Below are 18,120 nucleotides of genomic sequence, written 5' to 3'. Positions count from 1 at the left end.
ACAGTTTCCGTAATCCGGGGGGAGGAACGACGTGCTCATCAGAGTGCTTGCGCTGGCGGTCACCTGTCTGGCGACCGCGACCATCGCCATGGCCGCGCCGCTTGAGGCCTACGGCAAACTTCCGAGCATCGAGGCGGCGGCGATTTCGCCGGACGGCGCGCGGTTCGCGGTCATCCTGACGACCGGCGAGGACCGGCAGATCGTCGTCAAGGACATCGCCACCGGCAAGGACAGCGTCATCCACGCGGGCGCCGCCAAGGTGCGCGACCTGGATTGGGCGAGCCCCCAGCATTTGCTGATCACCGCCAGCACGACCGCGTCGATCGCCAATGTGATCGCGCCCCGCCAGGAATACACGACCGTCGTCCTGTTCGATGTCGAGACCAACCGGCAGACGCGGCTGATGCGCGACGTCGAGCGGGGGCTCAACATTGTGGTCGGCTCGCCGGTGCGGCGCACCGTCGACGGCAAGCCGGCGGTGTTCGTCACCGGCGTCCGCTTCGACAGCGGCGGCCGAGGGCGCATCGCGCTCTATCAGATCAACCTGAAGTCCGGCGCCTCGAAGATGGTCCACGAAGGCTTTCCCTACAGCGAGGATTGGGTGGTCGGGGCCGACGGCCAGCCGCTGGCGGCCTCGGCCTTCGACTATGTCAGCGGCGTCTGGACGCTGAAGATTAAGCAACAGGTCGGCTGGAAGGTGGTCATGCGCTCGGAAGGCTATCTCGACCGCCCGAGCCTGGCCGGGCTGGGCCGGGACGGCCGTTCGATCCTGCTGTTCGACGAGGAGGACGACCAGCGGGTGCTGCGGGAGTTGAACGTCGACGGTACGAGCGGCGAGCCGATCAGGACGATCGGCGGCTCCCAGTTGATCTTTGACCCTGGCGGCCATCACCTGGTCGGATCGCGGGCGCTGGTCGGCGATGAGTTCCGCTATGACTTCTTCAGCCCGCAAGACCAGAAGATCTGGCGCTCGATCGAGGCGGCCTACCGCGGCCAGCATGTGCAGTTGCTCTCTTGGTCCAACAATCGCGAGCGGATGATCATTCGGGTGGACTCTCCGACCGAGGGACCCGGGATCGCCTATGTCGACTGGAAGACCAAGCGGGCGGACTGGATCGGATCGGTCTATCGCGGACTGACCGAGGCAGACATCGCACAGGTGAAGCCGGTGCGCTTCAAGGCCGCCGACGGCCTTGAGCTGAGCGGCTACCTGACCCTGCCGCGCGGCCGCGAGGCCAAGAAGCTGCCGCTGGTGGTGCTGGCCCACGGCGGGCCGGCGGCGCGCGATACGCCGACCTTTGACTGGTGGTCGCAGGCGCTGGCCTCGCGCGGCTACGCGGTGCTGCAGGTCAATTTCCGCGGCTCCGCCGGATTTGGCGCGCAGCACCTGCAGGCCGGATACGGCCAATGGGGGCGCAAGATGCAGACCGACCTATCCGACGGCGTGCGGCATCTGGCCGGGCAGGGCCTCATCGACCCGGCGCGGGTCTGCATCGTCGGGGCGAGCTACGGAGGTTATGCGGCCCTGGCCGGGGCGACGATGGATCGCGGCGTCTATCGCTGCGCGGCGTCGGTCGCGGGGGTGTCGGACCTGCGCCGGATGGTCGGCTGGTCGAAGACCAACAAGGGGCGCACGGCGCAGAAGTACTGGATCCGCTTCATGGGCGCGGACGATCCCGACGATCCGGTGCTGCGCGAGCTGTCGCCGGCCGAAAAGGCCGACGGGGCAGGCGTTCCGATCCTGCTGGTGCATGGCCGCGACGATACGGTGGTGCCGATGGAGCAGAGCGCCATCATGCAGCGCGCGCTGGAGAAGGCCGGCAATCCGGCCGAGATGGTGGTCATGAACGGCGAGGATCATTGGCTGTCTCGGGGCGAAACCCGATTGCGGATGCTCAATGCGGTGACGATCTTCCTGGAGAAGAACAACCCGCCGAGCTGATTTCGGGGCTGTCCCTGTTGTGTGGCGAAATCGCCACACTACATCCCGTCGAGGCGCGGCCGTGCTTGATGAAGGCGGTCACGCCAATCCGCCTATCGAGGGGAACGCATGAACATCGATCTCTATTCCGACCGCGCCAAGCAGGCGATCCAGTCGGCCCAGAGCCTGGCGCTGGCGCGCCGCCACCAACAACTCGCGCCCGAGCACCTTTTGAAGGTGCTGCTTGAAGAAAAGGACGGCCTAAGCCGCGCGCTGATCCAGAGCGCGGGCGGACGTCCCGACGCGGCCGACAAGGCCGCCGACGACCTGCTGGCCAAGCGGCCGAAGGTCGAGGGCGGTTCGGGCCAGCTCTACATGGCGCCCGAGACCGCGCGCATCTTCGCCGAGGCCGAGGCCGGGGCGAAGGCCGGCGGCGACGCTTTCGTCACCACCGAGCGGCTGCTGATCGCCATCGCCAAGGAAGGCGGCGACGCGGCCAAGGCCCTGAAGGACGCCGGCGCCAACGCCGCGGCGTTGGAAGAGGCCGCCAAGGCCATGCGCAAGGGCAAGACCGCCGACTCAGCCTCGGCCGAGGAAGGCTACGACGCGCTCAAGCGCTATGCCCGCGACCTGACCCAGGCCGCGCGCGACGGCAAGCTCGACCCGGTGATCGGCCGCGACGAGGAGATCCGCCGCACGATCCAGGTGCTGAGCCGCCGGACCAAGAACAATCCCGTGCTGATCGGCGAGCCGGGCGTCGGCAAGACCGCGATCGTCGAGGGCCTGGCCCTGCGCATCGTCAACGGCGACGTGCCCGAAAGCCTGAAGGACAAGCAGCTGCACGCCCTGGACATGGGCGCGCTGATCGCCGGCGCGAAGTACCGTGGCGAGTTCGAGGAGCGGCTGAAGGCCGTGCTCGGCGAGGTGACCGCGGCCGAGGGCTCGATCGTGCTGTTCATCGACGAGATGCACACCCTGGTCGGGGCCGGAAAGACCGACGGGGCGATGGACGCCTCGAACCTGCTCAAGCCGGCCCTGGCGCGCGGCGAGCTGCACTGCGTCGGCGCGACCACGCTGGATGAGTACCGCAAGCACGTCGAGAAGGACGCGGCCCTGGCCCGCCGGTTCCAGCCGGTGTTCGTCTCAGAGCCGACCGTCGAGGACACGGTCTCGATCCTGCGCGGGCTGAAGGAGAAGTACGAGGTGCACCACGGGGTGCGCATCTCCGACAGCGCCATCGTCGCGGCCGCCACCCTGTCTAACCGCTACATCACCGACCGCTTCCTGCCCGACAAGGCCATCGACCTGGTCGACGAGGCGGCCAGCCGTGTGCGCATGGCGGTCGATAGCAAGCCCGAGGAACTGGACGAGATCGACCGGCGCATCGTGCAGCTGAAGATCGAGCGCGAGGCCCTGTCCAAGGAGCCGGACGCCGCCTCGCAGGCGCGGCTGGAGAAGCTGGAAGACGAGCTGGACGATCTGGAAGGCCGCTCGGCCGAAATGACCGCCCGCTGGAAGTCGGAGAAGGACAAGGTCTCGTCCGCCGCCCAGGCCCGCGAGGCGCTGGACCGGCTGCGCGCCGAACTGGTCGCGGCCCAGCGCCGCGGCGACCTGCAGCGCGCCTCGGAGATCGCCTATGGCGAGATCCCGGCCCTGGAGCGCCGGCTGGAGCAGGAGGAGAGCGCCGCGGCCGAAAATCCGATCAGCCCCGAGGTGGTCGACGCCGAGCAGATCGCCGCCGTGGTCAGCCGCTGGACCGGCATCCCGGTCGACAAGATGCTGGAAGGCGAGCGCGAAAAGCTGCTGAAGATGGAGGACGCCCTGCGCGGCCGCGTGGTCGGGCAGGAGGAGGCGCTGGTCGCCGTGTCCGACGCCGTCCGCCGCGCGCGCGCCGGCCTGCAGGACCCCAACCGGCCGATCGGCTCGTTCCTGTTCCTCGGCCCGACCGGGGTCGGCAAGACCGAGCTGACCAAGGCCCTGGCCGAATTCATGTTCGACGACGAGAGCGCGATCACCCGCCTCGATATGTCTGAATACATGGAGAAACATTCGGTCAGCCGCATGATCGGCGCGCCTCCCGGCTATGTCGGCTACGACGAGGGCGGGGCGCTGACCGAAGCCGTGCGGCGCCGGCCCTACCAGGTCGTGCTGTTTGACGAGGTCGAGAAGGCGCACCCGGACGTGTTCAACGTGCTGCTGCAGGTGCTGGACGACGGTCGTCTGACCGACGGCCAGGGCCGGACCGTCGACTTCCGCAACACCATCCTGATCATGACCTCGAACCTGGGGTCCGAGTTCCTGGCCAACCAGGCCGAGGGCGAGGACGTCGAGGATGCACGGCCGATGGTGATGGATGTGGTGCGGCGCCACTTCCGTCCCGAGTTCCTGAACCGGATCGACGAGATCATCCTGTTCAAGCGGCTCGGCCGCGGGGAGATGGACAACATCGTCGGCATCCAGCTGCAGCGGGTCGAGAAGCTGCTGGCCGACCGGCGCATGTCGATCACACTGGATCCGGCGGCCATGCACTGGCTGGCCGACAAGGGCTACGACCCGGTCTATGGCGCGCGGCCGCTGAAGCGGGTGATCCAGAAGGAACTGGTCGACCCGATCGCCCGCAAGCTGCTGGCGGGCGAGCTGGAGGACGGCGCGGTGATCCAGGTCGGGGCCGACGCCGAGGGCCTGGAGATCGGCAAGGCCAAGGTCCACTAACGACAAACGCCCCGGAGAGCGATCTCCGGGGCGTTTTTGTTTGGACCGCGGTCCGGCTTAGAGTTCGACCTTCACCGTGCGACCGCCGCGGACCTCGACCCGGCGCATGACCGCGATGTCGGGGCCCGAGCCGCTGACCGGCTTGGCGACGGTGATCACGTACCAGGCGCCGTTGGCGAGACCTGAGAAGCTGAACGCGCTGTTGGCGTCGCAGACCGCGCGCTTGACGAAGGCCGAGTAGTCGCCGCTGGGCGCCGAGGGCGTGCGGGCGCGGACCTCGTCGGCGGGCAGGGCGGCGCGGTCGGCGGAGGTGTAGAGGATGCTCATCCGCCGACGCGTCCAGGGCGTCTCGGGCGTCAGCACCACGCCGGCGCCGGTGCAGGAATAGCGGGTCTGGCCGGCCTTGTAGGTCAGGCGGCCGTCGACACGGCCAGAGCCGGGCACGGCCGACCACGAGAAGTCCTCGGCGCGGAAGACGCCGGCCGTGGCCGGGCCGCCGCCGGGCGGCGGAGGCGGGGGCGGGCCCAGGGTCGGCGCGCAGGCGGCGACGAGCAGGAGGGCGGCGGAGGCGGAGAGCAGACGAATGCGTGACATGGCGCGCGCACCTTACGCATCCGGAAGCCTCACCGCCAAGGGTTTACCCCTAGTCGTCGCCTCGGACCTTGCCGCGCATGGACTTCACGCCGCCGCGGCGGACCTTGGCTTCCACCCGGCGTTTCTGGGAGGCTTTGGTCGGCTTGGTCTTCTTGCGCGGCGGCGGCGGGGGCTTGGCGGCCTCGCGGATCAGCTCCAGCAGGCGCTCCAGCGCATCGGCGCGGTTGCGCTCCTGGGTGCGGAAGCTCATCGCGGTCAGCACGAGCACGCCGTCCTGGGTCAGCTTGCGCCCGGCCAGCCGCATCAGCCGCACGGCGACGTCGTTGGGCAGCGAGGGAGAGCGGCGGACGTCGAAGCGCAGCTCCACGGCGGTGGAGACCTTGTTGACGTTCTGGCCGCCGGGGCCGGCCGCGCGGATGAACCGCTCGGTGATCTCATCCTCGGAGATGGCGATGGTCGGGGTGACTTCGATCACCGGCTTTCCAAATATCGATGTTGTCGGCTAAGCTTGGCGCATGACCGCTTTCGCGACCCTTATGCACGTGACCTGCCGAACCGCCCAAGCGGGATCGGTGAGGGATGTCGTGCGCTAGGATCGCTTAGCCGCATTTCGCCCCACCAGCCCCGCCGGCGACGGACGGGGCTTTTTCTTTGGTCTCGTTCTCCGCCCCACCGAGAGAAGACGATGAGCCAAGACGAGATATTGATCCGCGCCGCCGAGCCGGAGGACGTGCCCGACCTGACCGAGGCGATGAACCAGCCCCGCGCCGTCTGGGGAACCATGCAGGTCCCGTTCACCAGCGTCGCGACGCGGCGCGAGCGCTTCAAGACGACGTCAGCGACCCAAACGATGCTCGTCGCGGTCATCGGCGGCAAGGTCGTCGGCAGCCTGGGCCTCAGCCGCCTTGAGGGGCGTCGCAGTCAGGTCGGTACGTTCGGAATGGCGGTCCACGACGCGTATGCCGGCCGCGGCGTGGGCACGGCCTTGTTGGCGGCGGCCGTGGAGCAGGCCGACCGCTGGCTGGGCCTGCTGCGCCTGGAACTCACGGTGTGGAGCGACAACGCCCGCGCCATCGCGCTCTACGAACGCTTCGGGTTCGAGCGCGAGGGGGTCATGCGCAGCTATGCCTGGCGCGATGGGGAGCACGTCGACGCCATCTCGATGGCGCGTCTTCGGCCCTAGCCGGCGCGGCAGGCCGAACAACGGCCGCGGGCTTCCAGGGTGATGGTCGCGACCTGATAGCCCGCCGCCTCGGCGGCGGCGAGCTGGGCGGTGAAGTCGGGCTCGAACTCCTGGGCCGCGCCGCAGCAGTCGCAGATCAGGAAGGCGGCGCGGTGCTCGCCGCCGTCGATGCGGCAGGGCACGTAGGCGTTCAGGCTCTCGATGCGGTGGGCGAAGCCCAGCCGTTCGAGAAACTCCAGCGCACGGTAGACGGTCGGCGGCTTGGCCGGTTCGCCGTGTTCGCCGAAGGCGGCGATCAGATCGTAGGCCTTCTGCGGGCCGTCGGCCTCGAGCAGCAGCTCCAGCACCCGGCGGCGCGGAGCGGTCAGGCGCTCCTGGGTCGCCACGCAGCGGGTCTCAGCCGCGCCGAGCGCATGGCTCAGGGCGTGCCCCTTGAGGCCCGGATGCGCGCCGTCCGCGTGATGACACTCGCTTCCCATAAGCCTTGGCTACCTGCCTCTCGCGTTCGCCGCAAGCAATGCCGCTTGACGCGCGGTTATGTTATCTCATAACGGTCAACGTTATTTCGTAACAAGGTGCGGCTGTTTCAAGTCCGCGGCCGTCAGTATGCCCGAGGCGTTCATATGACCAAGACCTACCTGCTCGCCGCCGCCGGCGCCGCTGCGCTGTCCGCGGGCTCGGCCCATGCCGAGGCGGCCAAGGAAGTCTCCGAGCTGGTGGTGACCGCCGCACCCTATGTCGTCTCGATGGACTCGGTGACGACCAGCGTCGAGGTGCTGAAGCGCGACGACCTGGACGCCGCGCCCTCCGCCGGCCTCGGGGACGTGCTGTCGGGCCTGCCTGGCGTGCGCTCGACCTTCTTTGGACCGGGCGCGAGCCGGCCGGTGATCCGGGGCCTGGCCGGGCCCCGGGTGCTGGTGCTGAGCAACGGCGTCGGCATGATCGACGCCTCGGCGCTGTCGCCCGATCACCAGGTGGCCAACGATCCGCAGGAGGCCGAGCGGATCGAGGTGCTGCGGGGCCCGTCGGCCCTGGCCTATGGCGGCTCGGCGATCGGCGGCATCGTCAACATCATCGACGACCGGATTTCCAGCACCAAGGTCGAGGGCGTGCATGGCCGCCTGTTGGCCTCGGGAACGACCGTCGACGAGGGTTCGGCGGTGTCGGCCTCGGTGAAGGCAGGCGTCGGCGGCTGGGTGTTCAGCCTGGACGGCCTGCATCGTGAAAGCTCGGACTACGACATCCCCTCGCCGGCGGAATCGCGCCGGTTCATGGCCGCCGAGGGCGAGGAGTACCTGGGCAAGGAGCCCTCGACCGTCGCCAACACCGCGGTGAAGCTGGACGCCTATGGCGGCGGCGTCTCCTATGTCGGCGACAAGGGCTTCCTGGGCGTCGCGGTCAAGCGCACCGACACGACCTATGGCGTCCCAGGCCATGCGCACGAGGCCGGGGAAGACCATGACCACGACCACGACCATGAGCATGAGCACGACGATGAGGCGGGCGGCGTCCAGATCGACCTGAAGCAGACGCGCTACGACCTGCGCGGGGGGCTGAACCTCGACCTCGGCCCGTTCGACCAGCTCAAGGTTTCGGCCGGCTACGCCGACTACGAGCACGCCGAGCTGGAAGGCGGCCTCATCGGCACGCAGTTCTTGTCTGAAGGCTGGGAGGCGAGGGCCGAACTGGTCCAGAAGGCCCGCGGCGGCTGGCAGGGGGCGGTCGGGCTACAGGCGCTGTCGCGCACGCTCGACGCCAATGGCGAGGAGGCCTACGTGCCCTCGACCGAAACTCATGAGCTCGGCCTCTTCACCCTGCAGCGGCTGGACAACGACACCTGGGGCGTCGAGGGCGGGCTGCGGCTCGACCGCCGTGAGCTTGAGACCGACGCGCTGTCGCGCGACTTCACCAATGTCTCCGCCAGCCTCGGCGGCTTCCTGCGCCCGGCCGAGGGTTGGTTCCTGGGGCTGTCGGCCTCGCGCACAGCGCGCGCCCCGACCGAGGCGGAGCTGTTCGCCGACGGCGCCCATGCGGCCACCCGCGGGTTCGAGGTCGGGAACGCCGACCTTGATTCCGAAGTCTCGTACTCGCTGGACGCCACGGTGCATTATGGCGCTGGGCCCTGGGAAATGGACCTGCATGCCTTTGCCGTGAAGTACGACGGATTCATCGACCTGCGCGCCAGCGGCCAGATCGATCCTGAGAGCGGCTTTGCGGTCTTCGACTACCTGCAGACCGATGCGACCTTCTATGGCGCGGAGGCCGAGGCGTCGTATCGGTTGTGGCAAGACGGCGAGCGCAGTTTCTCGCTGCAAGGCGCGGCCGACTATGTCCACGGCGACACCGACCTCGGCCCGCCGGCGCGCATTCCGCCGTGGTCGGTGACCGGCCGGGCGGTGTTCGACGGCGGCTGGTGGACCGGCAAGCTGGAACTGCGCCACGTGGGCGAGCAAGACCGCGTGGCCGAGTTCGAGCTGCCGACCGACAGCTATCAGATGATCAACGCCTATCTGTCGGCCACGCCGTTCGCCGACCGCAAGCTGCGGCTGTTCCTGGAAGGGCGGAACCTTAACGACGCCGAGGCCCGCGAGCACGCCTCGTTCCTGAAGGATCTGGCCCCCCTGCCGGGGCGCAGCTTCCGTCTCGGCGTCGGCTACAAGTTCTAGAGGGCAAAGAAAAACCCCTCCCGCGAGGGAGGGGTTGATCGCTTTCAGAGCCTAGGCGCTGGCCTCAGGCTTCTTCAGTCTCGTTCGAAGAAGCTTCGCCGCCCTCGAAGCTGCGCGGGGCGCGGCGACGGCGGGCCTTGGGCTTTTCCTCACCCTCGGCCGCGGCCGGAGCCTCGGCCTTCGGCGCTCGCGGCGCGCGCGGGGCCTTCAGGAAGGCCGGAGCGTGGCTTTCGCCGCCGTCCTCGTCACGCAGCACGGGCGAAGCTTGTTGTTCGGTCGCGACCAGCGGCGCGGCCTTGGGCTCGACGACAGCCAGCGGATCGCGCTCGGGGCGGTCCTGCCGTTCAGCCCGCTCCGGACGTTCGCCACGATCTTCCCGGTCACGACGGCCTTCGAATCGCTCGCTGCGCGGACGGTCGTCGCGATCACGGCGATCCTCGCGCTCGGCGCGGGGCCGATCATCGCGGGGGCGCTCGTCCCGCGGACGGTCGTCACGCTGGCGGTCGTCACGGGGACGGTCGTCGCGATCGCGGTAGCGGTCGTTGCGGTCGCGGTTGCGGCCTTCGAAGCGGTCGTTGCGCTGACGGTCGTCGCGGTCGCGGTTGCGGTCGTCGCGCGGCCGGTCCTGGCGGTCATCGCGATCGCGCCAACGCTCGCCGCGGGCCTGTTGGCCTTCGACTTCGTTGTTTTCGCCCGATTCAGCGGCCTCATTGGCCGCCGCTTCAGCTTCCGCCGCCGCGGCCTGGGCGCCGCTCTCGTCCTCGAAGTCGATGTCGAGGCCGCCGGAGAAGGTGTCGCGTCCGAGGATCTCGGCGGCGGGCTTGGTCGGCTGCATGGCCCGCACGACACGGAAGTAGTGCTCGGCGTGCTGCAGGTAGTTCTCAGCCAGAACGCGGTCGCCGGACGACGAAGCGTCCCGGGCGAGCTGCTGGTACTTTTCGAAGACGTGCTGGGCGTTGCCGCGCACCTTCACGCCATCCGGGCCGTTGGAGTCGAAGGCCCGGTTCGCGTTCTGCTGCTGCGGCTTGCCGCCGCCGCCACCGCGATTGCGGCCGCGCTGGCGCTTCATACCCTTGAAATCTCTCATTCGCTGTGTCCGCCGCCGCGTCGGTCTTTCGCCGGTGTGCGCGCGGTCTATCCTCTCGCCTTGGTCGGGCCGATCGCCCGTAAGTCCGTGTTGAAGACGTAAGTGTTCTCCGTCGTCCGCCCTGACCTTGAGGCGCGAGACACGCTAAGCCTGCGCGCCTGCCGGAGCGGGTGTACGTCCTGTGATCCCAGGACGTCCTGAACCTCTAGCACCGGCGAATTGGGTGGAGACGAGATAAAGACTTAGCGATTCACTTGCGCGTTTCCAAGGGGTTTTTCACGCCCACAACGACGCGGTCGTTGGTCGACAAATCCTTGATCGTCCAGACATCACTGCCGCCGGCTTCATTGAACAGGGCCTCGACCTGCTCCTTCTGGTCGTAGCCGATCTCGACCGCGAAGAGGCCGCCCGGTTTCAGCACGCGCATGATTTCCGGGGCCAGATGGCGATAGGCGTCCAGACCGTCGGGGCCGCCATCCAGGGCCAGGCGCGGGTCGAAATGGCGCACCTCCGGCTCCAGCGTCTCGATCACCTCGCTGGCGATGTAGGGCGGATTGGAGACGATGACGTCGAAGCTGGCGTCCTGCAGGCCGGCGGTCCAGTCGCCGCGAGCGAAGGCGACGCGCCCGGCCAGGCCGAGGTTGGAGGCGTTTTCGCGCGCCACGGCCAGGGCTTCGTCGGAGATGTCGGTGGCCAGGCCCTTGGCGGCCGGGCGTTCGGCCAGAATCGACAGGATGATCGCGCCCGAGCCGACGCCGAGGTCGAGGATGTCGAAGGCCATCTGCTCGGGGAACTGCTTGAGCACGTAGTCGACGATGACCTCGGTCTCCGGCCGCGGGGTCAGGACGTCGGCGTTGACCGCCAGCATGACCTTCCAGAAGCCCTTGCGGCCGAGGATATGGCTGACCGGCTCGCGGCGTTCGCGGCGCGAGACGTAGTTGGTCAGGCGTTCCTCCTGCTCGGGCGTCAGGGCGCGGTGAGGATCGGCGACGATATCGGCCCGGGTGGCGTCGGCGGCGGCCTCGACCAGCAGGCGTGCGTCGATCACCGGCCCCACGAGACCGACGGCCTCCAGGCGCGTCTTGGCCGACTGCCAGGCTTGCAGGAGGGTAAGCGTCATTCAGTGGGCTCCAGGGCGGGCATGGTGGCGGCGTCGCCGACCGTGATCCGTCCAGAATCGGTAACGTGGACATAGATGCCCAGGTTCATGTGGCCATAGTTGTCGAACAACGCCTTGACCACATCCATGTCGCGCTCGGCGGTGTCGGGATTCACGTGGGTAGCGGCGCAGCGGACGATGGGCTTGAACACCTTGGCGCGGGCGAAGCCGACCATCAGTTCGCGGCCCTCCCAGTCGTTCTCGACCCAGGCCGGCCAGCCCTCGACATAGAGGTTGCCGCGGAAGCGCAGCGGGTCGACAGGGCGGCCGATCTTGGCTTCCAGGTCGCGGACGCTGGCCAGGTTGATGATCGAGACGTGGCCCTGCGGGTGGTCCATGAACCGGTAGCCGGGGGCGTCGAGCACCTTGAGCTCCCCGCGCGCCTCCTCGCCGAGCAGGGCGGTCAGCCAGGCGGCGAAGGCCTCGCGGCCTTGCGACTGCTGCAGGGATCCGCTGAAGTCGGGCTGGCCCTGCGCGCTCGCCGTCAGGACGCCGGTGGTTTCGTCGTAGCGGGTGCGAGCCTTGGCCACCTCGGCGATCGACATCAGCACCGTGAACTTCTGCTTGGGAATATAGGCCGGGGCGGCCGGGTCGAAGCCGGAGGGGCCGTTCTCGACCGCATAGAGGCGATCGCAGGGGAAGGGGCCGCCGACGGTCAGCTGGGCTTGGTCGAGCCTCTCGGGCGTGAAGCCCTTGACCGGGTGTCGGTAGAGCGCAGCGATGTGACCGGTCATGTGCCCCTCGTCGTCCTGAACGTTCAGCCGATGGTCGTGTCTTCGCACAGTCGCGCCCGTGCTGGTAGCTGTCTGGCCGGCGGAACGCTGGCAAGATCGAGGTGTTCCAGCCTGTCTGGCGCGGTGAAGAAAGGGCGGCGATGACGGATCCGGAGGAGCGATCGGCGTGGAACCGCGCGATCGGGATCTTCTGGCGCGTCGCGCCCTGGGTCGGGTTCATCGCAATGACCGAGCTTTGGCGGCGCAGTCGCCAGCATGTCCGCGGGCGCTTGAGCGTCGACGCCATCGCCACGCCGCGCGCATTCGAGGAGGCCGAGCCTCGGCGCGGGCGCAGCGCCCACGGTCCCCATGCGATCCCGCCCAAAGGCTGGAAGGACATCGCCTGGCGCACCTATCAGGAGATCGGCCGCGACCGGCTGCCCTCGGTGGCCGGCGGGGTGACGTTCTACACCTTGCTGGCGCTGTTCCCGGCCATGGGGGTGTTCGTCTCGCTCTACGGCCTGATCGCCGACGTCGCCGCCGTGCAGCAGCAGCTGGCGAGCATGGCCAGCGTATTCCCTGCCGAGGTGATCAACATCGTCGGCGAGCAGATGCTGCGGCTCGCCGACCGCCCCTCGGCCACCTTGTCGGTGGCGTTCCTGGTCAGCCTGCTCTTGTCGGTCTGGTCCGCCAACGCTGGGATGAAGGCGCTCTTCGACGGGCTGAACGTGGCCTATGACGAGCAGGAGAAGCGCAACTTCTTCAATCGCACCCTGCTGACCTATGTCTTCACGTTCGGGGCGTTGCTGTTCCTGGTGGTGATGACGGCGGTGCTGATCGCCGCCCCCATCGCCTTCGAACGCCTGGGCCTGAGCGAACTGGCGGTGATCTGGGCGCCGCTGCGCTGGCTGGTCCTGGTGGCCATGGCGGCGGGGGCTTTCTGCGTCATCTATCGCTACGGCCCCTGCCGGGCGCGGGCCAGGTGGCGCTGGGTGAGCGTCGGCGCGTTGCTGGCCGCCGGGTTCTGGCTGATCGGCTCGCTAGGCTTTTCCTGGTACCTGAACAATGTCGCCCATTACGACGTCACCTACGGATCGCTGGGCGCGGTCGTGGCCTTCATGACCTGGATCTGGTTTTCGGTGATGGTTGTGCTGATGGGCGCCGAGATCAACGCCGAGATCGAGCACCAGACCGCGATCGACACCACGGTCGGACCTGAGAAGCCGATGGGCGAGCGCGGCGCGGCCATGGCCGACAGCGTCGGGCTGGCGTTCCATCTGGACATTTCGAAGATCAAGGCGCGCGCGGTCAACGACAGCCTGCGCCAAGCAGACAAGGTGCGCCGCGCGCTGCGGCGCTAGTTGAACTCGTCTTCCAGGGCGGCCAGGCGCGCGGCCTGGTCCTCGGCGATCAGCGGATTGATCACGTCATCCAGCGCCTCGCCCTCCATCACCTTGGCCAGGTTGTAGAGGGTCAGGTTGATGCGGTGGTCGGTCACCCGTCCTTGCGGGAAATTGTAGGTGCGGATTCGCTCGGAGCGGTCGCCGGAGCCGACCTGGCTCTTGCGGGCGTCGGCGCGGGCGCTGTCGAGCGCCTCACGCTGCTGGTCGTAGAGGCGGGCCTGCAGCACCTTCATGGCGCGGGCGCGGTTCTGATGCTGCGACTTCTCGGAGGAGGTGACCACGATGCCGGTCGGCAGGTGGGTGATGCGCACGGCCGAGTCGGTCTTGTTGACGTGCTGGCCGCCGGCGCCCGAGGAGCGATAGGTGTCGACGCGGATGTCCTGGTCGCGGATGTCGATCTCGACGTCCTCGACCTCGGGCAGCACCGCGACGGTGGCCGCCGAGGTGTGGATGCGGCCGCCGGCCTCGGTCTCGGGCACCCGCTGCACGCGGTGCACGCCGCTCTCGAATTTCAGGCGGCCGAACACCCCGTCGCCGGTGATCGAGGCGATGATTTCCTTGTAGCCGCCGACTTCGCCCTCCGAGACGCTGTCGATCTCGACCCGCCAGCCGCGGCTCTGGGCGTAGCGCTGGTACATCCGGAACAGGTCGCCGGCGAACAGCGCCGCTTCGTCGCCGCCGGTGCCGGCCCGCACTTCCAGGATGGCCGAGGCGTTCTCGTCCTTGTCTTTCGGCGCCAGCAGCAGGGCGACATCGCGCTCCAGTCCCGGCAGGCGCTCGTTGAGGGCGGCCAGTTCGTCCTGCGCAAGGGCGGCCATCTCGGCGTCGCCGGCCTTGGCCATTTCCTCGAGCTCGGGCAGCTCCTCGCGGGCGCGGGCCACGGCGGTCACCGCATCGGCCACCGGCTTCAGCTCGGCATGTTCCTTGGACAGGCGCACGATCTCGGCACCGTCGGTGGCCGCGCCCATGCGCGCCTCGATCTCGCGGAAGCGGTCGAGGACCTGATCCAATCTGGCCTGGGGGAGACGCACGGGGTTCCAGTCGCGGCTGAAATGAAGGGAGGCTTCTCTAGCGCCCTCCCGGCGGGTCTCCAACGAAAAAGGCCCTCTCCGCGAGGAGAGGGCCCATCCGTCCGCTGAAGCGGAAAAACGTCTTAGACGCGCACGCCCGAGAGCGGAGCCGAGCCGAAGGCGCCCAGCTTCACGTTGCCGCTCATCGAGTCGCCCGACACGGTGGCCGAGAATTCGAGGGTCATCGGCATCGGTTGGGTGATGGCGGTCGACCAGGTCAGGGTGTCGCCCGAAACCTTGCCTTCGATGGCCTGTTCACCCATGCGGCCTTTGGTCTGGCCGGTGAAGGTGTCGCCGCTCGTGGTGATCGAGGCTTCGACCTCTTGAGCGCCCATCGGCGAGTTGATGGTGATCTTCCAGTTGCCGTCCGCGGACATGGTGTCCCTCCCTGGGTTTAGGCGGGGCACCTAACCAAGGCTGCGACGCGAGCGCAAGAGGTGACGCGGGCGTCATCTTTGACATTGTTCAATTTGAAACGACGTTCGCGGACCGACGGTCAAGCGCGGAGGGGCGGCGGCTCGGGTGCAAGAAGCTCGAATCCCACGGCCCGCAACGCCCGGCCAAGGCCTTGGATGCGCGCGTAGAACTCCTCGGCGGCGTCCATCATCTCCGGCGAGGTGAAGACGGCGGCCGGTGCGATCAGCCCGCCCGGGACGCGCTCGATGACCCCCAGGGAGATAAACGCCTCGACATAGCGGTCAATGACCTCGGCAGGCGCACCGATGGCCTTGCGCAAGGCTGCGTCGGTGATCGGCAGGCTGCCCTTGTCCGGGCCGATGTTGTGCAGGCCGGCATAGCGCGCGTCGCCGAGCAGGTTCTCGCCGTTGGCGCTCCAGATGGTGGTGAACACCAGCAGGGCGAAGACGTCGCCGCCGTGCAGTCTGGCGAAGGATCGAAGGGCGGCGAGAATCTCGAACGTGCCGGTGCGGAGCACGGCGCGCCGATTGTCGGCTGCTGCGTCCATGATCGCCCCCTTCGACTAGCCTAGCCGCACGACCTATTGAACCGGCGCTTTAGTGGTCAATCGTGCGCCTCAGTCGCCAAACGAGAAGCCGGCCGCCCGCAAGGAGGTGACCAGGTGCACCAGGTGGTCATAGAGCTCGTTGGTGCCGTTCAGCATGTCGGGTCGGGTGAACACCGCGGTGGGCACTACCAGCTTGCCGGAGAGTTCTTCGGCCAAGCCCTTATCCAACAGGCGTTTGACGTAAGTCTGAAGAATATCGTCCGGCATCGGCAGGGCGCGCCGAAGCTCATCGAGGCTCGCAGGCTTGCGCAGCGCGTCCGGCGGAATGCTTCTCAGCTGAGCATATCGCGGGTCGCCGATCAGGTGGCTGGAGTTCAACACCCATAGGGTCGTGAACACGAAATACTCGATGACATCGCCGTCGTGGATCTTGGCCATGTCGCCCGCGATCTTGGTCAGCTCGGAGCCGACGATGCGAACGACGGCGCGACGGTTGTCGGCGGGAGCTGGCGAGAACCTAGTCAAATCAATACCCCAGTGCACTCACGACAAGGTCTAGGGTATTTCGCAGGGCGCGAATAGCAGCCCGACAAAGTTCATATAACGTGTGATCTACTCGGCGGCCTGCAGCGCTGCCTGCTCGGCCTTGGCGAGTTCGGCGGCCTTGGCCTCGACCAGCTCGACGATGTGGTCGACCATCTTCTCGTTGTCCATCTTGTGGTCCGGTTTGCCGGCCAGATAGACCATGCCCGCGCCCTTGCCGCCGCCGGTGAAGCCGACATCGGTCATCAGCGCCTCGCCCGGGCCGTTCACGACGCAGCCGATGATCGAGAGGCTCATCGGCGTGGCGATATGAGCCAGGCGTTTCTCCAGCGTCTCGACGGTCTGGATGACGTTGAAGCCCTGACGCGCACAGGACGGGCAGGCGATGATGTTGACCCCGCGGTGACGCAGACCCAGCGATTTCAGGATGTCGAAGCCGACCTTGATCTCCTCGACCGGGTCGGCAGCCAGGCTGACGCGGATGGTGTCGCCGATTCCGGCCCAGAGCAGCGAGCCCATGCCGATCGAGGACTTTACGGTGCCGGTGCGGGTGGCCCCAGCCTCGGTGATACCGACATGCAGCGGGCAGTCGATGGCCTCGGCCAGCTGCTGGTAAGCCGCGACGGTCATGAAGACGTCGGACGCCTTCACGCTGATCTTGAACTCGTGGAAGTCGTTGTCCTGCAGGATGCGGGCGTGATCGAGCGCGCTCTCGACCATCGCGGCCGGGCAGGGCTCGCCGTATTTCTCAAGCAGATGCGGCTCCAGGCTGCCGGCGTTGACGCCGATCCGCATCGAGCAGCCGTGGTCGCGGGCGGCCTGGATGACTTCCTTGACGCGGGCCGGCGAGCCGATGTTGCCCGGATTGATCCGCAGGCAGGCCGCGCCGGCCTGGGCCGCCTCGATGCCGCGCTTGTAGTGGAAGTGGATGTCGGCCACGAGCGGGACCTTGGCCTCGCGGGCGATGGTCTTGAAGGCCGTGGTGGACTCAACGTCTGGGCAGGAGACGCGGACGATGTCGGCGCCGGCCTCCTCGAGCTGGCGGATCTGATTGATGGTCGCGGCGGCGTCGGCCGTCAGCGTGTTGGTCATCGACTGGACCGTGATCGGGGCGTCGCCGCCCACCTCGACCTTGCCGACGCGGATCTTGCGCGAGACCCGGCGGTCGATAGCGCGCCAGGGACGGACGTGGGTGTGATCTTGTACGGTCATGACGGGCGGAAAATAGGGTCTTCCGTCGGAAAACGCGAGGCCGCGCCGCGCCGTGACGCAGCAGCGCGGCCGCGCATGGGGTCAGGTGATGTCTTCGCCGTGCTTGACCCCGCCGGCGACCAGCTGGGTCCAGACCTGCTCGGCGCTCTCAGCGAAGGTGAAGAGGTCGAGATCGGAGGCCTTGATCATGCCTTCGGCGATCATGGTGTCGAAGTTGATCACCGAGCGCCAATAGGCTTCGTCGAACAGCACGACGGGGATCCGCGGCGCCTTGTCGGTCTGGCGCAGGGTGAGGATCTCAAACAGCTCGTCCAGGGTGCCGAACCCGCCCGGGAACACCACCAGGGCGTTTGCGCGCATGGCCAGGTGCATCTTGCGCATGGCGAAGTAGTGGAAGCGGAAGGTCAGGTCCGGGGTCGAATAGGCGTTGGGCTCCTGCTCGAAGGGCAGGGTGATGTTGAACCCGATCGTCGGGGCGCCGGCTTCAAGCGCGCCGCGGTTGGCCGCCTCCATCACGCCGGGCCCGCCGCCGGTGGCGATGACGTTGTCGCGCGGGCCGCCGTTGCTCAGCAGGGCGCCGCCGCGCTGGGAGGCGATTTTGCCGAACTCGCGCGCTGCGGCATACCAGGAGGCATGGCGGCCGGGGCCGGTCTCGGAGATGCGGGCGCTGCCGAACACCACGATGGTCGAGCGCACGCCCTGGGCGCGCAGGGCGTCCTCCGCCTTGGCGTACTCCAGCAGGAAGCGCACCCCGCGCATCGAGTCGCCGAGCAGAAAATCCTCGTCGAGCGCGGCCAGCCGGTAGGAGGGCGAGGCCATCTGCTCGGCGTTGCTGGGGTGTGCTCCGCTGTCCGTAGCGCCTGCGACCATGACTGAACCTCCGTACTGAATCG

The 18,120-nt window shown here is 68.1% G+C and carries 17 protein-coding genes; 5 read left to right on the top strand and 12 right to left on the bottom strand.

The window, feature by feature from the left end; translation table 11 throughout:
• Positions 1 to 31 precede the first annotated feature (31 nt).
• The gene (locus OUA97_RS14110) at positions 32 to 1,942 is read left to right on the top strand and encodes an alpha/beta hydrolase family protein (protein ID WP_267232571.1); all 1,911 of its coding nucleotides are present in this window, start codon (positions 32 to 34) and stop codon (positions 1,940 to 1,942) included.
• Positions 1,943 to 2,050: 108 nt separating this feature from the next.
• Positions 2,051 to 4,633, top strand: coding sequence for an ATP-dependent chaperone ClpB (gene clpB / locus OUA97_RS14105; RefSeq protein WP_267232570.1), 2,583 nt, complete (start codon positions 2,051 to 2,053; stop codon positions 4,631 to 4,633).
• A gap of 57 nt (positions 4,634 to 4,690) precedes the next feature.
• On the opposite strand, the gene OUA97_RS14100 is transcribed toward clpB, so the two are convergent.
• A complete protein-coding gene (locus OUA97_RS14100; RefSeq protein ID WP_267232569.1) occupies positions 4,691 to 5,227 on the bottom strand; it encodes a hypothetical protein in 537 nt (178 codons plus the stop codon).
• A gap of 49 nt (positions 5,228 to 5,276) precedes the next feature.
• Entirely contained in the window at positions 5,277 to 5,702 is a 426-nt protein-coding gene (gene arfB / locus OUA97_RS14095; RefSeq protein ID WP_267232568.1) for an alternative ribosome rescue aminoacyl-tRNA hydrolase ArfB, read from the bottom strand.
• Between the two features lie 210 nt (positions 5,703 to 5,912).
• Between arfB and OUA97_RS14090 the strand changes: the two genes are divergently transcribed.
• On the top strand, positions 5,913 to 6,410 hold the full coding sequence (locus tag OUA97_RS14090; protein WP_267232567.1) for a GNAT family N-acetyltransferase: 498 nt from the start codon (positions 5,913 to 5,915) through the stop codon (positions 6,408 to 6,410).
• Here OUA97_RS14090 and OUA97_RS14085 read toward each other — a convergent pair.
• Positions 6,407 to 6,889: a Fur family transcriptional regulator gene (locus tag OUA97_RS14085; RefSeq protein ID WP_267232566.1), complete on the bottom strand. Its 483-nt coding sequence runs from the start codon at positions 6,887 to 6,889 to the stop codon at positions 6,407 to 6,409. The genes OUA97_RS14090 and OUA97_RS14085 overlap by 4 nt on opposite strands.
• Positions 6,890 to 7,033: 144 nt before the next feature.
• Between OUA97_RS14085 and OUA97_RS14080 the strand changes: the two genes are divergently transcribed.
• Entirely contained in the window at positions 7,034 to 9,076 is a 2,043-nt protein-coding gene (locus OUA97_RS14080) for a TonB-dependent receptor (protein WP_267232565.1), read from the top strand.
• A 64-nt stretch (positions 9,077 to 9,140) separates the two neighbouring features.
• Here the strand turns inward: OUA97_RS14080 and OUA97_RS14075 are convergent, their stop codons facing one another.
• From OUA97_RS14075 to OUA97_RS14065, 3 genes are all read right to left on the bottom strand, one after another.
• Complete coding sequence (locus tag OUA97_RS14075; protein ID WP_267232564.1) at positions 9,141 to 10,163, bottom strand: DUF4167 domain-containing protein; 1,023 nt, start codon at positions 10,161 to 10,163, stop codon at positions 9,141 to 9,143.
• A gap of 250 nt (positions 10,164 to 10,413) precedes the next feature.
• Positions 10,414 to 11,283 carry a peptide chain release factor N(5)-glutamine methyltransferase gene (gene prmC, locus OUA97_RS14070; protein WP_267232563.1) on the bottom strand — a complete coding sequence of 290 codons (870 nt, stop codon included), beginning with the start codon at positions 11,281 to 11,283 and terminating at the stop codon, positions 10,414 to 10,416.
• Complete coding sequence (locus OUA97_RS14065) at positions 11,280 to 12,056, bottom strand: MOSC domain-containing protein (protein WP_267232562.1); 777 nt, start codon at positions 12,054 to 12,056, stop codon at positions 11,280 to 11,282. The genes prmC and OUA97_RS14065 overlap by 4 nt, the downstream gene beginning before the upstream one ends.
• A gap of 140 nt (positions 12,057 to 12,196) precedes the next feature.
• Between OUA97_RS14065 and OUA97_RS14060 the strand changes: the two genes are divergently transcribed.
• Positions 12,197 to 13,396 carry a YihY/virulence factor BrkB family protein gene (locus tag OUA97_RS14060; protein WP_267232561.1) on the top strand — a complete coding sequence of 400 codons (1,200 nt, stop codon included), beginning with the start codon at positions 12,197 to 12,199 and terminating at the stop codon, positions 13,394 to 13,396.
• Here the strand turns inward: OUA97_RS14060 and prfA are convergent.
• The 6 genes from prfA to OUA97_RS14030 all read right to left on the bottom strand — a co-directional run bounded on the left by prfA (position 13,393) and on the right by OUA97_RS14030 (position 18,097).
• Positions 13,393 to 14,469, bottom strand: coding sequence for a peptide chain release factor 1 (prfA, locus tag OUA97_RS14055; protein ID WP_267232560.1), 1,077 nt, complete (start codon positions 14,467 to 14,469; stop codon positions 13,393 to 13,395). The two genes, OUA97_RS14060 and prfA, sit on opposite strands and share 4 nt — an antisense overlap.
• 122 nt (positions 14,470 to 14,591) lie before the next feature.
• On the bottom strand, positions 14,592 to 14,885 hold the full coding sequence (locus OUA97_RS14050) for a hypothetical protein (RefSeq protein WP_267232559.1): 294 nt from the start codon (positions 14,883 to 14,885) through the stop codon (positions 14,592 to 14,594).
• 119 nt (positions 14,886 to 15,004) lie between these two features.
• Positions 15,005 to 15,472, bottom strand: a complete 468-nt coding sequence (locus OUA97_RS14045) for a hypothetical protein (protein ID WP_267232557.1) — start codon at positions 15,470 to 15,472, stop codon at positions 15,005 to 15,007.
• Between the two features lie 69 nt (positions 15,473 to 15,541).
• Positions 15,542 to 16,015: a hypothetical protein gene (locus tag OUA97_RS14040; RefSeq protein ID WP_267232556.1), complete on the bottom strand. Its 474-nt coding sequence runs from the start codon at positions 16,013 to 16,015 to the stop codon at positions 15,542 to 15,544.
• 69 nt (positions 16,016 to 16,084) lie between these two features.
• Entirely contained in the window at positions 16,085 to 17,227 is a 1,143-nt protein-coding gene (gene ispG / locus OUA97_RS14035) for a flavodoxin-dependent (E)-4-hydroxy-3-methylbut-2-enyl-diphosphate synthase (protein WP_267232555.1), read from the bottom strand.
• 81 nt (positions 17,228 to 17,308) lie between these two features.
• Positions 17,309 to 18,097 carry a TIGR00730 family Rossman fold protein gene (locus tag OUA97_RS14030; RefSeq protein ID WP_267232554.1) on the bottom strand — a complete coding sequence of 263 codons (789 nt, stop codon included), beginning with the start codon at positions 18,095 to 18,097 and terminating at the stop codon, positions 17,309 to 17,311.
• Positions 18,098 to 18,120 lie beyond the last annotated feature (23 nt).

This window comes from Phenylobacterium sp. 58.2.17 (genome assembly GCF_026411515.1).
In the GTDB taxonomy this organism is placed as follows: domain Bacteria; phylum Pseudomonadota; class Alphaproteobacteria; order Caulobacterales; family Caulobacteraceae; genus Phenylobacterium.
Note: the sequence above shows the minus strand (reverse complement) of the source record. Positions and strands in the feature narration are given on the sequence as shown.

Bases quoted from the DNA above. Each gene is read 5' to 3' on its own strand.
- prmC (WP_267232563.1), bottom strand. From the start codon at position 11,283: ATGACGCTTACCCTCCTGCAAGCCTGGCAGTCGGCCAAGACGCGCCTG.
- OUA97_RS14050 (WP_267232559.1), bottom strand. From the start codon at position 14,885: ATGTCCGCGGACGGCAACTGGAAGATCACCATCAACTCGCCGATGGGC.
- OUA97_RS14045 (WP_267232557.1), bottom strand. From the start codon at position 15,472: ATGGACGCAGCAGCCGACAATCGGCGCGCCGTGCTCCGCACCGGCACG.
- OUA97_RS14085 (WP_267232566.1), bottom strand. From the start codon at position 6,889: ATGGGAAGCGAGTGTCATCACGCGGACGGCGCGCATCCGGGCCTCAAG.
- OUA97_RS14060 (WP_267232561.1), top strand. From the start codon at position 12,197: ATGACGGATCCGGAGGAGCGATCGGCGTGGAACCGCGCGATCGGGATC.
- ispG (WP_267232555.1), bottom strand. From the start codon at position 17,227: ATGACCGTACAAGATCACACCCACGTCCGTCCCTGGCGCGCTATCGAC.
- OUA97_RS14080 (WP_267232565.1), top strand. From the start codon at position 7,034: ATGACCAAGACCTACCTGCTCGCCGCCGCCGGCGCCGCTGCGCTGTCC.
- OUA97_RS14100 (WP_267232569.1), bottom strand. From the start codon at position 5,227: ATGTCACGCATTCGTCTGCTCTCCGCCTCCGCCGCCCTCCTGCTCGTC.
- OUA97_RS14075 (WP_267232564.1), bottom strand. From the start codon at position 10,163: ATGAGAGATTTCAAGGGTATGAAGCGCCAGCGCGGCCGCAATCGCGGT.
- OUA97_RS14030 (WP_267232554.1), bottom strand. From the start codon at position 18,097: ATGGTCGCAGGCGCTACGGACAGCGGAGCACACCCCAGCAACGCCGAG.
- OUA97_RS14090 (WP_267232567.1), top strand. From the start codon at position 5,913: ATGAGCCAAGACGAGATATTGATCCGCGCCGCCGAGCCGGAGGACGTG.
- OUA97_RS14065 (WP_267232562.1), bottom strand. From the start codon at position 12,056: ATGACCGGTCACATCGCTGCGCTCTACCGACACCCGGTCAAGGGCTTC.
- clpB (WP_267232570.1), top strand. From the start codon at position 2,051: ATGAACATCGATCTCTATTCCGACCGCGCCAAGCAGGCGATCCAGTCG.